This window comes from Dactylosporangium sp. NPDC049742 (assembly GCF_040674675.1).
Taxonomy (GTDB): Bacteria; Actinomycetota; Actinomycetes; order Mycobacteriales; family Micromonosporaceae; genus Dactylosporangium; species Dactylosporangium maewongense.
Genome location: NZ_JBFANF010000081.1, coordinates 35,413 through 50,714, shown reverse-complemented (window position 1 = coordinate 50,714; position 15,302 = coordinate 35,413). Strand labels below are relative to the sequence as shown.

General features: G+C 73.8%; 6 protein-coding genes. 1 reads left to right on the top strand and 5 read right to left on the bottom strand.

All coding sequences use genetic code 11. The annotated features are described in order from the left end of the window. The 5 genes from AB0J72_RS52035 to AB0J72_RS52015 form a co-directional block, all read right to left on the bottom strand. A partial coding sequence (locus AB0J72_RS52035; protein ID WP_363414391.1) for a hypothetical protein occupies nucleotides 1-734 on the bottom strand: 734 nt, incomplete at its 3' end. Between the two features lie 12 nt (nucleotides 735-746). Continuing rightward, nucleotides 747-1,322 (bottom strand): TetR/AcrR family transcriptional regulator, encoded by a 576-nt coding sequence (locus AB0J72_RS52030; protein WP_363414388.1) that lies wholly within the window; start codon nucleotides 1,320-1,322, stop codon nucleotides 747-749. A gap of 70 nt (nucleotides 1,323-1,392) precedes the next feature. Further along, on the bottom strand, nucleotides 1,393-7,779 hold the full coding sequence (locus AB0J72_RS52025) for an RHS repeat-associated core domain-containing protein (protein WP_363414385.1): 6,387 nt from the start codon (nucleotides 7,777-7,779) through the stop codon (nucleotides 1,393-1,395). Beyond that, nucleotides 7,776-10,919 carry a VCBS repeat-containing protein gene (locus tag AB0J72_RS52020; protein ID WP_363414382.1) on the bottom strand — a complete coding sequence of 1,048 codons (3,144 nt, stop codon included), beginning with the start codon at nucleotides 10,917-10,919 and terminating at the stop codon, nucleotides 7,776-7,778. The genes AB0J72_RS52025 and AB0J72_RS52020 overlap by 4 nt, the downstream gene beginning before the upstream one ends. A 128-nt stretch (nucleotides 10,920-11,047) precedes the next feature. Continuing rightward, nucleotides 11,048-14,251: a BTAD domain-containing putative transcriptional regulator gene (locus AB0J72_RS52015; RefSeq protein WP_363414379.1), complete on the bottom strand. Its 3,204-nt coding sequence runs from the start codon at nucleotides 14,249-14,251 to the stop codon at nucleotides 11,048-11,050. Nucleotides 14,252-14,477: 226 nt separating this feature from the next. Between AB0J72_RS52015 and AB0J72_RS52010 the strand changes: the two genes are divergently transcribed. Next, entirely contained in the window at nucleotides 14,478-15,233 is a 756-nt protein-coding gene (locus AB0J72_RS52010; protein ID WP_363414377.1) for a DinB family protein, read from the top strand. The last annotated feature ends 69 nt before the right edge of the window (nucleotides 15,234-15,302 follow it).

The window sequence follows — 15,302 nt, the reverse complement described above, 5'->3', positions numbered from 1 at the left end:
ACACCCACGCCAACCCCTGGATCTGGGGACGGCCCGCACCACCGAACCGCACACTCCGCCACAAGTTCGTGTACCACCTTTAACGAACGTTGCACGTAGGCGACCGGGTCCTCGCCGGCGGGCGCGAGCCCGATCGGGCCCGGGTCGCCGCCGCACGCCCACGTGACCGCCGCGTTGACGGCGCTCGCCGCGCCCGGCACCACCACGAACAGCGCGGTGGTGAGCAGGCCGGTGCGGGCGGGCCCGTACCGCTCGCGCAGCGTGCCCCACGTGTAGCCGCGCAGGCTCAGCTCCTCCGGCAGCGCCTCGAGCAGGACCGCGATGACCGCGTCGGTGGCGAGGAACGCCAGCAGCGCGCCCGGATCGAGGTCGCCCCAGCGCAGCCAGCCGGCGGCCGTGCCGGCGCCGAACACGACCGCGGCCGCACCGGCGACGACGGCCACGCCGAGGACGAACCCCAGGGTCGCCTCCCGCGGGCCGGTAAGGCCGAGCCGCGCGGCCGGGGCGCCGTCACGCCGCCGCAGGGCGAGGACGAGCGGCACGGCGATCCCGGCGACCAGCAGCGCCGGCACCAGCCGCGCGGGGAAGCCGGCCAGGCCGGCCCAGCGGGTGACGGCGTCGCCGGCCGCCTGCCCGGCGCCGAGCGCGACCGCCATGACGGCGGCGCCGAGCACGGCCCGCCAGGGGCGGACGGAGGAACGTCGGGTCGGCCGGTCCAGCGTCTGCGCGCGCATCGTCTGCCTCCGTCAACGTCCGGCGAACAGCCGGTCCAGATAGGTGTCCATCGCGGCGACCACGAGCGCCGCCCGCTCCCGTTCGGGCAGGACCAGCGCCTGCACGACGAGCCCGTCCTGCACCGCGAGGATCAGCGCCGCCTCGACGTCCGGGTCGAGGGCGGGGTCGAGGGCGTCGGCCCGCTGCGCCTCGCCGAGGAAGCCGGCCAGCCAACGCTTGAGGTCGCCGTCCATCTCGGCGCTGAGCGGCCCGATCGCCGGCGACACGGGCGCGGCCGCGGCGAACGTCAGCCACACCTTGGCGTCGCGGCTGCGGGCCTCGTCCACCGGCAGCCAGACGTGCAGGACCCGCCGCAGGGCGTCCCGCGGCGGGCCACTCAGGTCCAGCGCCCGGACCCGCTCCAGCAGGCCGTCGGCGACGTGTTTGTAGGCGGCGGTGACGAGCTCTTCCTTGGTGCGGAAGTAGTACTGCACCTGGGCGACGGAGACCCCGGCCTCGGCCGCGACGGCCCGGACGCTGACCGCCGCGATGCCGCCGTCCGCGACCACGCGGACCAGCGCGTCGAGCAGATGGTCCCCACGACCCATCGAAACTCACCGTCCTGTACGAACGTACTGTACATCTGCACTGTACGTTCGTACAGGACGGCCTGTCGAGTCACTCCTCGTCGTAAGGCCACTGCGTCAGGGTCGCGCTGTCGTCGCAGCCGAACGGGGTCCAGCCGCACAACGGCACACCGACGCCGTACCCGCCGACCTGGCCGAGGGCGTAGTCGACGCTGTTCACCATCTGCGGCCCGGAGCTGGAGGCGACCTTCATGGCCACCCTGCCCGTCAGCGGGCCCAGGGCGAGCCCCAGCCCCGTGGTGATCAGTTGCCGGTTGCCCTTGTCCGTCTCACCGCCGAGGTAGTACGCCCCGGCCGAGACCACCCCGATGCCGGTTCCGACCGCCGTACACCAGACGATCGGGCAGAAGCCGAACAGGAACTGCGCGAAGTTCAGGATGTTGCCGACCCTGCACACCGCCTTGCCGCTGGCACACTCGAACGGGTCCTCGTACCCGCCCCCTTGGTACTTCGGTTGTTTGGGGCCGATCACCGTCGAGTAGTTCTCGCAGACGCGCTCCTGCTTGGGCGTCGCAGCGCCCGGGGAGCACGCCGTCTGGTAGGACTTCAGCGGGCAGTACTTGTTGCCGTAGATGTCGTGACGGAACCCGTCGGCGGACTCCCAGCAGATCGCGCCCTTCAGGCCACCACCGCCGACGCCGCTGCACGGGACCGCGGCGCCCAGCTCCTCCTCGGGGGCGCACGGGGAGACCGTGACGGCGCCGACCATGCCCTCCTTGCAGTTGTGGTACACCCACACCTTGCCCTTGTACTTCACGATCGTCGTGCCCGTCGGCTTCTTGGGGTCGGCGCCCTTGTCCGGGATGAACACCCCGATCGGCGGCTCCTCCGCCGGCGGCGGCGGGGGCGGCGTCGGGGCACACTCGTTGCCACGGCAGGCGTAGCGGCCGTCCGGGTCCGACAGCGTCACCGGGCTGTTCTCGGCGTAGGAGTACCCGTTCATGCCCTGCAGCTTGTTCGCGTCCAGGATCGGGTCGACGGAGACGAACCGGCCCGCACGCGGGTCGTACTCGCGGGCGCCGAGGTGCACCAGGCCCGTGTCGTCGGCGTAACCGTTGAGGAACCCGCGCTTGGACGGCCAGGTCACCACCGGGCCGCGCGGGTTGCCGAACGGGTCCGCCCGACGCACCGTCCTGCTCAGGTCCGTCGCCTTGAACGACAGCCCGGCCGTGCCCTGGTGGTCGGCGCACTGCCAACTGAGCCCCTGCGGGGAGCGCACCGCGATCGTCTGGCCGGCGTGCACGTAGCTGCGGGTGCCGGAGGTGGCCCCGCCCGCCAGCCGGTACTCGACGTCGCCCAGGTGCAGCGTGGTGCCGGCCGGGTCCTTCGTCAGCAGCCGCGCCCCTTCGGCGTCGTACAGGTAGGACGTGGTGCCGGCGCTGTCGCTGACCGACTCCAGCTGGTTGGCCGGGGTCCACGTCAGCGTCTGCGACGGCCGGCCGGCGATCGACCGGGTGGTGACGTTGCCGCCGTTGTCGTAGCCGTACGTGTCGGTGCCCGTGCCCGCGCCGCTGGTGGTGATCTGCGTGACGGCGTGCGGCCGCCCGGTGCTGACCCCCTGCGCCGGATACGTGTAGCCGCGGGTGAAGTCCCCGCCGGCGGTGTGCGTCACCTCGCTGGTCCGGTTGCCGCCGGCGTCGTTGACGTACGACTTCCAGTACGCCACCGCGCCGCCCAGCCCGGCGACCGTCGGTGCCGTCGCGCAGTTGCCCGACGACGGGGTCCACGCGTCGCTCAGCCGGAACCGGTCGTCGTACCGGAAGCACTGCACGTCGTCCTGCCCGGCGCTGTACTGCGCGATCTTGTCGGCGATCGACAGCACGTTGCCGGAGGCGTCGTAGGTGTATGTGGCGTTCTTCGCCACGGTGTTCGGGATGTCGCCGTACACGAGATGGTTGGACAGCAGCTTGCTGCCCGGGTAGTACGACCACAGCTGCCGCAGGTTCTTGCCGGCCGCCGAGTCGCGCAGCTGCATGCTGGCGAGCATCCCCTCGGGCTTGTACTGGGTGTCCACGACGTACGTGCCGAGGTTCGACTGCAGCGTCAGCGGGTTGCCCTGCGGGGTGTAGCCGAACTGCAGGGTCTCGTCGGTGAGCCCGCCGTAGTTCGGCACGCTCGCCTTCGCCGACGCGGTCGCCGTGGCGACGGTCCCGTCCGCGTTGTAGGTCGACTCGGTGACGTAGTCGCCGGCGAGGGTCCCGGTCGTGGCGTTCGACGGGATCGTCACCTTGGTCTTCTTCGGCTGGCCTGCCGCCGTGTACTCGGTGACCTGCCGGGTGTAGGCCTGCCCGCCCTGGTAGCGGATCGCCGCGGTGGGCAGCCCGTGCGCCAGCGTGTCGTAGGTCCACTCGGCGGTCTTGTTCGTCGTGGTGCCGGTGTACTCGGTGGTCTTGCGGCCGAGCCCGTCGTACGTGGTGTACGTCGTGACGTTGCGGGCGCTCACCGACTTCGTGACCTTGCCCAGCAGGTCGTACTCGTACGTGTTCTTGCCGGTGTCCGGGTCGTTGGCCTCGGTGACCCGGCCCATGGGGTCCACGACGTACGTCCAGAGGTTCCCGGACCCGTCGGTGACCGAGGCGACCTCCCCGTTCGGGTGGTAGGTGCGGCGCATCACGTCGTGCGCGCCGTTCACCGGGTCGGCGACGTTGCCGCGGTACGTCCACAACGCCGTGAGCCGGTCGCGGGCATCGGTGAACGACGAGGTGGCCGAGCTGCCAGGCGGCGGGCTCAGGTCCTCGCGGTCGCCGCCGTACGCGCGGCTGCTGGTCCACTGGGTGACGCCGCTGAGCTGCCACGCCTGCATGATCAGCCGGCCCGCGCCGTCGTAGGTGGAGCGGGTCTGGCCCGGCACCTCCGTGTCGGTGGCCAGCCGCAGCGTCCCGCTCGGCGCGCCGGTGGCCCCGAACGCCGGCCTGGACACCTTCGCCAGCCCCCGGCTGTCGTAGAGGGTCTCGACGATGACCCGGTTGCCGCCCTCCGCCGGGCTCTGCTCCTGCCGGACGCGCAGCTTGCTGTCCAGCAGCGAGTAGCTGGTCCGGTACCCGGTGCCGGCGGTGTTGAGCCGGCTGGTGGCGATGCTCGACCCGCCGGTCTGGCGCAGGTCGTAGGTGAACTTCACCGACGCCGTCTCGTTGGCGGCCTTGCTGCGGCCCGGCGCCCACACGGACACGACCCGGCCGAGCTTGTCGTAGGCGAAGTCGGTCCGCCGGGTCGTCCCCGGCCCGCTGACGTCCTTGTCGACGACGGAGACGGCGCGGCCGTTGGCGGGGTCGACGTCGGTGTCGGTGACCCAGCCGAGCGGGTTGGTGACGGAGACCTTGGTGACCGGTCCCCCGGTGGCCGGCGTGTAGGCGGTGCCGGTGTGGTAGTTCTCGGCGTCCCACACGTCGACGGACCGGCCGTGCTCGTCCGCGACGGACCTCGTGGTGGTCTGGTAGGCCGGGTTCGTCGCGTTCGGCGTCAGCAGCTGCTCGACCCTGGAGGTGAAGCCCTTGGTCAGGGTCGTGGAGTAGGACGTCGCCCCGTCGTACCACATCCGCACGTCGGAGACGACGTCCGTGACCCGGTTCGGGGTGAGTGCGCAGCGCACCGCGACCACCTCGACCCGGGACAGGTGCTGGATGTTCGTGCCGGCGGCGTTGCTCGCGTACCACTGCCGCACGCACTGGTCGTCGGCGGTCGTGGACAGGTCGGCCTCGTCGTCGACCCGCTCCACCCGGCCGGTGCCGTCGGCCAGGAACGTGTTGGTGGTCCGGGTCTTGCGGGGCGCCCGCCCGCCGTCGAGCGTCGTCGTGACCTGCGTCGACTTCACGTTCGTCACCCACGCCCGCACGGTGATGCCGAGGACGTCCTGGGTGGCGGTCGGCCCGTACTCGTACGGGTCGGTCTTCGTCTTGTCGACCACGGTCGAGGTCTCGCCGAGGTAGTTGATCTGCTCCCGGACGGTGCCGGTGAACCGGTCCTCGTCGGCCCAGCTGCCGCCGTCGGAGTCGGGCACGGATGCGGTACGGGTACCGCTGCTGAGCTTGTCACCGTGCATGCCGCGGAAGTACGTCGTCTCCGTCTTCAGCCGCACGCCGGTCGCGGCGCCGCGCAGCACCCGCACCTTCTGGTAGCCGCGCCACAGCCCCCACGTGCGCCGGTTCGGCATCGCGATGGGGTTCTGGTCGGAGTGCCACGCCGGGTCGCCGATGTACTCGTAGGTGGTCTCCTCGTCCTCGGTGCCGTCGGTCGCGTCGCCGCCGTCGCCCTCGGCGACCTTCTCCACGCGGTACTTGTGGAAGTACTCCAGCTTCGGGCTGCCGGTGCCCGGCGGCACCCAGTACTGCGGGTAGCAGCGCCGGTTGTTGTTGTCGGGTGCGGCCGGCATGGTCTGCCCGGCGACGCAGTCCTCCGCCGAGTAGGTCACGGCGATCGTGTTGCCGGACTCGGTGAGGATCGAGCGCATCCGGTAGCGGGTGATGCTGTTGGTGGTGCCGGCCATGTCGACGCGGTTGCGCATCCCGACGGGGTTGAGCTGGACCGGGGGCGTGCACGCGTCGGCGTCGTCGGTGGTGCCGCAGCCCTTGATGCTGGACAGCCACAGCACCTTCTGCAGGTTGACGCCCGGGTCGTTCCACTGGTGGCTGAGCTTGGTCTGCGTCACCCGGCGCCACGTCCGGTTGCCGGTGGCGACCTCGGTGGTGACCGTGCTGAGCCGTTTCGTGGTGAAGAACGTCGGGGAGTAGCGGCCGGCGCAGCTGGTGCCGGAGCACAGCTGGTCGACCGGGGCGTCGGGGAAGTTCGCCGCGTTGGCCGCGGCCGGCACGCAGGTCGCGCCGGGGGTGATGCACCGTTCCTCGGTGCCGAACACGACCCGGGCCGGCGCGGTGCCGGCGAAGACGGTGTCGGCGCCGGCCGCGTTCTGCCGCGTGCCGTAGTTGATCTCCCGCACGTACAGGTCGCGGACGTACGGTGTCCCGGACGAGTCGGTGCGGTTGCGGGCGTAGTTGTTGACGTGCCGATCGTAGAAGTACGACATGGTGTTCTTGAACGGGTCGACGACGTAGTCGAGGTTCCACCGGTACGCCTGCTGGCACCAGCCGTTCGCGTTGCACGGCTCGCCGGTGTTGTTGCCGTACACCGGCTCGTACCCGACGGACTTGGTCTCGGTGGCCGCGTTGCCGTCCCAGCCGGGCAGCCGGTTGAGGCCGAAGTAGTACTCGGTGCCGTCGGTCGTCGTCACCCGCCAGTACTCGCCGTCGTCGTCGCCGTTGCCGGTGGCGAGGTCGGCGAGCTTCTCGACCTTCGCGCCGTTGTCGGCCGACGGCCGCCACCTGCCGTTCTCCAGCACCAGCGTGCTCGACTGCCCGTTCAGGGTCATGGTGGCGTTCTCGCCCACCCAGCAGACATCGCCGGTGCCGGTCCGGCCGTCGTCGGTGCAGCCGCGGTAGCCGCGCTCGATCGACCCGGGCTGCCAGTTGAAGCCCTCACCGACCCAGCTCGGCTGCGAGTTCGCGGCGGCGGTCATCCCGTCGACGGACTGCGAGGAGTACCCGAGCTGGACCTGCGGCATCGGCCCGCCGGCACCCGGCGGCAGCGGCACCGGGTAGCTCCAGTTGAACCCGCCGGCGCTGCCCCCCGCGCTCCACTTGTTGGCGGCGTTGAGGTCGGTGGCCTTGAAGTCGCCGCCGTCGGAGTCGGGCCCCGCGGCGAGCGCGACGAGCATGCCGGAGCGGGCCTGCGGCGCGGCCGCGGTCGTCGCGTCGAGCCGCTGGTCCAGCAGCGCCGGCGCGGTGACGGCGGCCGACACCACCCCGGTGACCGGGTCGTTCGTCGAGTCCAGCGGCTGCTCCTGGCAGCCCGGCAGGCCCGGGGTGCTCAGCGCGCACTCCGGCAGCGCGACGAGGCGCAGCCGGCGGGACCAGTCGGCGCCGTAGGCGTCGCGGAACCCGGTGTAGTTCACGCCGACGACGACCGCGCCCGCACCGGTACGGCCGTCGCTGCGGCCGACCCGGAACACGACGTCACGCCCGCCGGTGCCGTGCGCGAGCAGGCTCACCCGTACCTTGCCGGGCACGGTGCCGAGCGACTCGCCCGACAGCCGCTGCTGCGGGCCGAGGGCGGCGCCCGCCCGCGCGCCGACCGGTAGCCCCTGCGCCCAGGCGAGGGCCGGGGCGGCCGCCGCCTGCAGCGGGGCCGCGGCGGGCAGCTGCACCTCGGCGGTGCCGGCGGCCGGCCAGGCGACCGTCGGCGCGGCCGTCACGGTCGGCTGCGGGTCCTTCGCCGGCGCCTTGTACACCGCGTCGCGGCCCTGCACCAGCGGCTGGTCCTTCGGCAGCTTGAGGTCGACCGGGGCGGCGTTCGCCGGGATCACGGCGACGCCGTCGGCCAGCAGCGTGAGCGCGAGGGCGACGAGCCCAACCCACCGCGCCCTCACAGCGCACGCACCGTGGCCGGGTCGAGCGTGCCGGTGACGCTCGTCGAGTTCCACCAGCTCAGCTCGGTCTTCGCCGCGCCGGCGACGAACCCGCCGGTGACGACCTTGATCGTGGTGCTGGTCGTGCCGTCGAAGCAGACGATGTCGAACCGGCCGTTGCCGTCGATGTCGCCGCCGGTGAACCGCCAGGACGCGGCGGTGGACGTGCCCGGGATCGCCATGCACGACGCGGGCGCGAAGGACATCCCGGTCGAGATCGCCGCGCACACGCCCGAGCCGGACTTCAGGATCTCGTACAGGTCCTCGTCGCCGTCACCGTCGGCGTCGCCGCTGAAGGTCGTGATGGTGTTCGTCATGCACTTGACGCCGGCGCCGGAGCGGGACACGGGGTTCGTGGCGAGGGTGCCGTCGCCCGGGGCCCGGAAGCGCCAGAGGCCGGTGTCGCAGTTGCCGTAGTCGTACCAGACGAGGATCTCCGCCTTGCCGTCCTTGTCGAAGTCGCCGGCGACCGGCATCTTCAGCCGGTTGCCGTCCCAGTTGCCGGGGCCCGAGTCCCACGACTGGGCCGGCCCGTTGAAGCCGGTGCCGTCGGCCTTCGCCTGGAACAGGAACGTCCGCTCCTGGTTGCCGTCGTAGCGGTAGAACGCGGTGATGTCGGTCCTGCCGTCGCCGGTGAAGTCGCCGGCGACCGCCTGGACCCGGTCGAAGCACCAGCCGCCGGCGCCGGAGTCCCACAGCTGCGCCGCGGCGCTGTAGCCGTTGCCGTCCGACAACCACCACGACAGGGTCATGCGGCAGCCGCCATAGTCGCGGAACATGGCGACGTCGGCGCGGCCGTCCCCGTTGAAGTCGCCGCTGAGCCCCTTGACCGTCGCCATCGGGTACGCCTGCGGGTCGTTGACCACCGGCGTCACCGGCGTGGTCGTGCCGCTGCCGTCGGCCTTCGTCGTCCACCGCATGAGCGACGTCCGGTAGCCGCCCGGGTCGACGACGGCGACGATGTCGGCGTTGTCGTCGCCGGTCGCGTCGGCCCGCTTCCGCGCCGGGGTCCCCGGGTTCGCCAGGAACATCCACAGGCCCGGCGTGTGGAAGCTGCCGACGTTCGGGGCCTGCGGCGACCGGTTGCCGCTGGCGTCGACCGCGACCACGCTGAGGATGTTGATCCCGCCGGAGCCGTCGACGGGCACGATCGGCACGGTCGCCACGCCGTTCGCCGCGGCCGGCACCCAGATGTTCGGGGTCCGCTCCACGGTGCCGACGGAGTAGTAGTAGCCGACCACCCGGTCCAGGACCTGGTCCACCGGGCTGAACGTCACCGTGGCCGGCGCCCCGGCGACCGCCCCCGGGCCCGCCGGGAACGGGAAGTCCTGCAGGTCGCTGCTGGTGAGCAGCGGCTGCGCCGGCGCGGTCCCGTCGACCACGAAGTGGCACCACGGCGAGTAGCCGCTGTAGTGGTTGCCGTCCCACGCCCGCACCCGCCACTGGATGTTGTGGCCGTTGGGCAGCGACGAGCCGGGGACGTTGACGGTGATCGTGCGCGGTGCCGGCAGGCCCGGCGAGTCCGGCACGGTCACCACGCCCGTGCCGGCGGTCAGGTCCTGCCACTCGAACTTGCCGACGATGTTCTGGTCGGTCTCGGCGTCCTGCACCTTGGTGCTCAGCTGCACGCCGTTGTTCGCGCCGATCGCCGGCTGGCCGCTCGTGCCGCTGGAGTAGCAGCCGATGGTGCTGCCGTCACCGGTCGCGGACTGGTCCGAGATCGTCGGCGGGGTGTTGTACTGCACGACCAGGTTCGTGTTCGCCGCCGACAGCTTCTTCCACTGGTGGGAGTCGCTCTCCGAGCCGAGGAACACGAACGTGTAGGCGCCGAACCGGGCGTCGGCCCAGCTCTGCATCTGCGAGGTGAGGATCCAGCTCGGGTTGTTGCCCGGCGCGCTGCAGCTCTGCGCCGACCGCGCCCCGTACGACGTCAGGACCACCGGCGCCCAGCCGAGCCGGCTGCCGTTGAGCCCGGACCCGATCGCCCCGCTCTGCGCCAGGGTCAGGTCGGTGCCGGTGCAGTTCCACGAGTGCGTGACGAGGGTCTTGAGCTCGGCAGCGATGATCTGCTTGCCGTGCACGGCCGTCAGGCCGAACTCGAAGTACGCCCGCCAGTTGGTGCCGCAGCACTCCGGGTTGCGGCCGACGCGGGCGACGTCGCCGACGCCGCCGGAGTAGCTGTAGTTGTCGCTGTTGGCGTACGCGAAGCTGGTCCGCGGCAGGCCGATCTGCGGGTCGACGTACAGCGGCAGGGTGAGGCTCTCGTCGGCCAGCCACGCCGGGTCGGGGCGCAGGACCAGCTCGCCACCGGTCAGCTCGGTCGCGACCGCGCCGGTGCGGGTGAGGTCCTCCGCGCCGCGGGCGGTGCCGCCGCCGGAGGCGTCCCACATGCCGGCCGGCGCCGAGGCGAGCACCGCGGTGCCCGCGCCGTCGAGGACCTCGAACGTGCCGTCGGCGCGGGTGCGGGTGGCGGGTCCGGTGACGGCGACCGCGATGCGGCGCAGCGCCGGGTCCGCCTGCGCCGCGCGGGTCTTCACCACCAGCACGTAGTTGAAGCTGTCGCTGAGCGCCCGGACCCGCAGGTCGACGCCGGCGAGCACCTCGGGGTAGACGACGCTGTCGCCGTCGACCCGGCCCGCGGGCAGCGCCGCCGGCCAGCGCAGCGCGAACGCCCCGGCCGCGGTCTGCACCGTCGCGAAGGGCTGGGTGCCGCCGGTGGAGAAGGTCACGGGCAGCTCGGCGGCCTTGGCGGCGAAGCCGCCGGCCTTCGCGGGCTGCAGCGCCGTGTCGATCGGCGTCCAGCCGCTCGCGGTCTTGACCCGCTTCGGCGTCGCGGACGCCTCGTAGGTCATCGAGCCGTTCGGGTTGGCGAACGTCTGCGACTTGGCGGTGCGGGCGCCGACCACCTCGAAGCGCTTGCCGCACAGGCGCGCGGACGCCCTGGCGGTCTTCTCGTCCTGCTGCACCGCCTCGGCGGCGCACGCGGCGCTCGGCGGGGCGGCGACCGCCGTGTGCGGCACGACGGTGACCCAGCCGAGGCCGAGCCCTAACCCGGCGAGGACCAGTCCGGCGCGCCTGCGCGCCGAGGAGAACCTGCCCATAGTTGTCCCTCCGTGGAACGGGCGAGCAGCAGAGACGTCGGGGCGATCATGGGCAGCGCCGCTCTCATCCGGCTCACGCGCCGCTACCCGTACCCCGCCCGTACCGCCCGCCCGTACCCCGCGGGGGCTCAGTCGGGCGTCGCCGCCAGCTCGTCCCGCAGCTGCGCGGCCTCCGGCACGCCGAGGTCGTCGTAGAGCGCCAGGGCCCGCGCGAAGTGCTCGCGGGCCAGGTCCGGCTCGAACGACGCGCGGTGGGCGTGACCGAGCCCGGCGTGCGCCCTCGCCTGCTGGTCGCGCAGCCCGGCCCGCACGGCGGTGTCGAGCGCGGCGGTGTGGTGCGCGAGCGCGTCCGCCGGCCGGTCGGCGGCGGCCGCCGCCTCACCGAGCCCGTTGCGGGCCCACGCCTCACCGTGCCGGTCGCCGGCCTCCAGGAAGAGGGCGAGGCTGCGCGAGTGGCGCTCGGCGGCCCGCCGCGGCTGCCCCAGGTGCACCTCGATGATGCCGAGGTCGGTCAGGGCGGTCGCCTCCCCCGTCCGGTCGCCGATGCGCCGGTGCACCGCGATCGCCTCCCGGTGGTGCCCCGCGGCCGTCTCGAAGTCGCCGAGCTGGTAACGGACCATGCCGAGGTTGATCAGCGTCCGGCCGACGCCGGCGTCGTCGCGCTGCGACCGGAAGATCGCCAGGGCCGCACCGAAGTGCCCGGCGGCCACCTCGTAGCGGTGCAGCCGCTGCTCGACGGCGCCGAGCCCCACCAGCGCCCGGGCCGCACCCACGGGGTCGCCCGCCTGGTCGAGCACGGCCCGCGCCCGGGTGAAGTGGCCGGCCGCCGTCGTGAGCCGCCCCAGCTGCTGCTGCGTCGCGCCCAGGCCCAGGTCGGCGTACGCGGCGCCGGGACGGTCACCGGCGAGCTCGGCGGCGTCGTGGGCGGCCTGGTGCACGACGAGCGCCTCCTCGGCGGAGCCACCGGCCAGGTAGCGGAACAGCGTCCGGGCCAGAACCCCGGCGTGGACCGGCCAGCCGTGCCGGGCCGTGTACCGCACGACCGCGGTCAGGCCGGGCAGCTCCGCGTCCAGCCACGCCCGGGCCGCCGCCCGGTCCGGCAGGGGCGGGGTCGTCGCCGTCGGCGGCACCGCCGGGCGGTGCCGGCACTCCGCCGGGAACAGCACGTCCATCGCCGCCGCGGCGGCGGCCGCGCAGTGCTCGAACAGCCGCGTCCTGGCGGCGTGCGCCGCAGCGTCGTCGGCGAGCCCCAGCGCGTACGCACGGAGCAGGTCGTGCATCCCGAACCGTTCGCCGGCCGTGACGTCCAGCATGCGGCCCCGCACGAGCAGCCACAGCATCCGCCGGGCGTCCGGCACGGTGACGTCGGCCAGGGCCGCCGCCGCGTACACGTCGACGTCCCCGCCGGGGTGCAGCGCCACCAGCACGAACAGGTGCGCCACCGCCGGCGGCAGGTGCCGCAGCGACCACGAGAACGCCGCCGGCACCGAGCCGCGCGGGTCGCCGCCGGCGTCGAGCAGCGACAGCCGCAGCCGCTGGTCGCCGAGCTCGGCCACCAGCTCGGCGAGGGTCGCCCCGCGGCGCGAGACGACCAGCTCGGCGACGACCCGCAGCGCCAGCGGCAGCCGCGCGCACAGCTCCGCCAGGGCGACCGCGGACCCCGGCTCCGCCTCCGCCCGGACACCGATCAGCCGGCGCAGCAGCGCCCCCGCCTCGACCACCGACAGCAGGTCCAGGTCGACGCGGTGGGCGCCGTGCACCGCCACCAGCCCGGCCAGCCGGTCGCGGCTGGTCACCAGCACCGTGCACGACGCGGTCCCCGGCAGCAGCGGCCGGACCTGCTCGACCGACGACGCGTTGTCCAGCAGGATCAGCATCCGCCGGTCGGCGATCTGCGTGCGGTAGCGGGCGGCCCGCTCGTCGGCGTCGGCGGGCAGGTCGGCGCCGGCCACGCCGAGCGCCCGCAGCAGCCGGCGCAGCGCGTCGGTGGAGCTCATCGGCTCCTCGGGGTCGTAGCCGCGCAGGTTCACGTACACCTGGCCGTCCGGGTACCGGTCCCGGACCCGGTGCGCCCAGCGGATGGCCAGGGCGGTCTTGCCGACCCCGGCGGTGCCGGAGATCGCGGCGATCACCACCGCGGACGGCTGCGCCGCCGGCCCGGTCCCGGCGATCCGGTCCAGCTCGGCCAGCTCCGCCCGCCGCCCGGCGAACCCGGGCACGTCCGGCGGCAGCTGGGCCGGCACGACCGGCGCGGCGGCGGGGACCGGGCCCGGCCCGGCCGTCTCCTGCCGCAGCACCCTGCGGTGGGCGTCGATCAGGTCCGGTCCGGGCTCCACGCCGAGGTCCTCGACGAGCCGCCGCCGGATGTCGGCGTAGACCGCGAGGGCCGCCGCCTGCAGGTCGCCGGCGGCGAGCGCGGCGATGAGGCGGGCGTGCAGCGGCTCGTGCAGCGGGTCGGCCATGGTGAGCTCGCGCAGCACCGGCAGGCACCGGCCGGGCTGCCCGGCGGCGAGGGCCGCGTCGGCGAACCGCAGCGCCACCGCCACCCGCTCGTTCGCCACGGCCGTGACCAGCGGGTGGTGCCGCAGCTGCGGGACGTCGGCGAGCGGGCTGCCCCGCCACACCGCCAGCGCCGCCTCCAGCAGGTCCAGCGCCTCCGCGGGCGCCGCCGCCCGCGCCCGCTCCACCCGCTGCCGGAAGCCGGCGAGGTCGAGCTGGTCGGCGGTGAGGTTCAGCCGGTACCCGCCCGGGGTCCGCTCGATCAGCCCGGCCCGGTCCGTGTTGTCGGGGTCGAGGGCGGTCCGCAGCCGCGACACGTACGTGTGCACCGCGTGGGCCGGCGCCGCCGGCGGATCCACGTCCCACAGCAGGTCCACCAGCTCCGACACCGCGACGGCGGTGTTGGCCGACAGGGCCAGCCGGCCCAGCAGCAACCGCTGGCGCGCCGAACCGATCGCGACCAGGTGCGCACCGCGGTGGACGGCCGCCGCCCCCAGCACCGACACCCGCACAGGGAGTTCGGCGCCGCCCCGCGCCCTGGCGGGCCGCTGCCTGGGCGCGGCGTCCCTGATCGATGCCACGGCCGGTGCGGGTGCCGCCGGCTGCCGGGCCGCCGCGAGCCGGAACGCCGTGGCCTGCGGGCCCGTCAGGCGCAGCCCGCCTGCCAGGGCCTCCACCGACTGCGGCTGCGGCCGTCGCGTCCGCCCCTGCTCCAGGTCGCGCACCGCGGCCAGGCTCATCCCGGCCAGCTCGGCCAGCTGCCGCTGGCTGAGTCCCGCCGCCCGGCGTGCCGCGCGCAGCAGCACCCCGAACTCCTCATCAACGCCGATCATCTTGCGGCCCCCCGGATCCATCGATGCGCACGCACCCTAATGCAGGTACGCACGGCCGGTGCACCGCCGACGCCGGGATTGCCGTGCATCGCACCGAAGCCGCTGAAAGTGCTCTTTGCGCCGTCTGTGTCGCCTGTACCGACCGGCGCCGTGGGCACGGGCGTAGGGTCTGGCGTGGCACACGCCAGTTGCCGCCATGAGCGGCGGTCGATACGGGGGGACAGCGATGGCGACATTCGGCCGTGACGACGAGCTGCGGGGCGCGCGGTTCACGGACGCGGACCTGCGGGGGGCCCGGTTCGCCGGGGCGGACCTGTCCGGGGTCGTGATCCGGGGCTCCGAGCTGCGGGGCGTGGAGCTCGACTCGCCGTGGCTGTTCGAGGGCGGCAACGTCCTGCTGGTCAACGGGGTCGACGTGCTGCCGTTCGTCGAGGCGGAGCTCAACCGGCGATTCCCGGGGCGGGCCGCCCGGCAGGCGGAGGACCCCGACGGGCTGCGGGCGGCGTGGACGGCGGTCGAGGGCGCGTGGGCGGCGACCGTCGCGCGGGCGGCGGCGCTGCCGGACGGCGCGGTCGACGAGGCGGTGGAAGGCGAGTGGTCGTTCGCGCAGACCCTGCGACACCTGGTGGTCGCCACCGACATCTGGCTGGGCAAGGCGATCCTGCGGGTCGAGCAGCCGTTTCACCCCATCGGCCTGCTGTACTCCGGCGCGGAGCAGGACGGCCACGACACGTCGGTCTTCACGGCCGGGACGCCGCCGTTCGCGGAGGTGCTGGAGGTCCGGGCGGGCCGCGTCGCGATGGTCCGCGACTTCCTCGACGGCGTCACGGCCGACGAGCTGGCCGCGACCCGCCACAACCCGCACGCGCCCGAGCACGAGAAGACCGTGCGCTCGTGCCTGCACGTGATCCTGGAGGAGGAGTGGGAGCACCACCGCTACGCCGTGCGTGACCTCGACGCGATCGAGGCCCGCGCGTCCTGACGTGAGACCGGCGGACGCGGGCGGCGGCCAGGCCACCCGCGTCCGACCGGCTGGTCGACCCGGGTACGG

Excerpts from the sequence above, each read along its gene's own strand:
- AB0J72_RS52030 (WP_363414388.1), bottom strand. The coding sequence starts at position 1,322 with ATGGGTCGTGGGGACCATCTGCTCGACGCGCTGGTCCGCGTGGTCGCG.
- AB0J72_RS52020 (WP_363414382.1), bottom strand. The coding sequence starts at position 10,919 with ATGGGCAGGTTCTCCTCGGCGCGCAGGCGCGCCGGACTGGTCCTCGCC.
- AB0J72_RS52015 (WP_363414379.1), bottom strand. The coding sequence starts at position 14,251 with ATGATCGGCGTTGATGAGGAGTTCGGGGTGCTGCTGCGCGCGGCACGC.
- AB0J72_RS52010 (WP_363414377.1), top strand. The coding sequence starts at position 14,478 with ATGGCGACATTCGGCCGTGACGACGAGCTGCGGGGCGCGCGGTTCACG.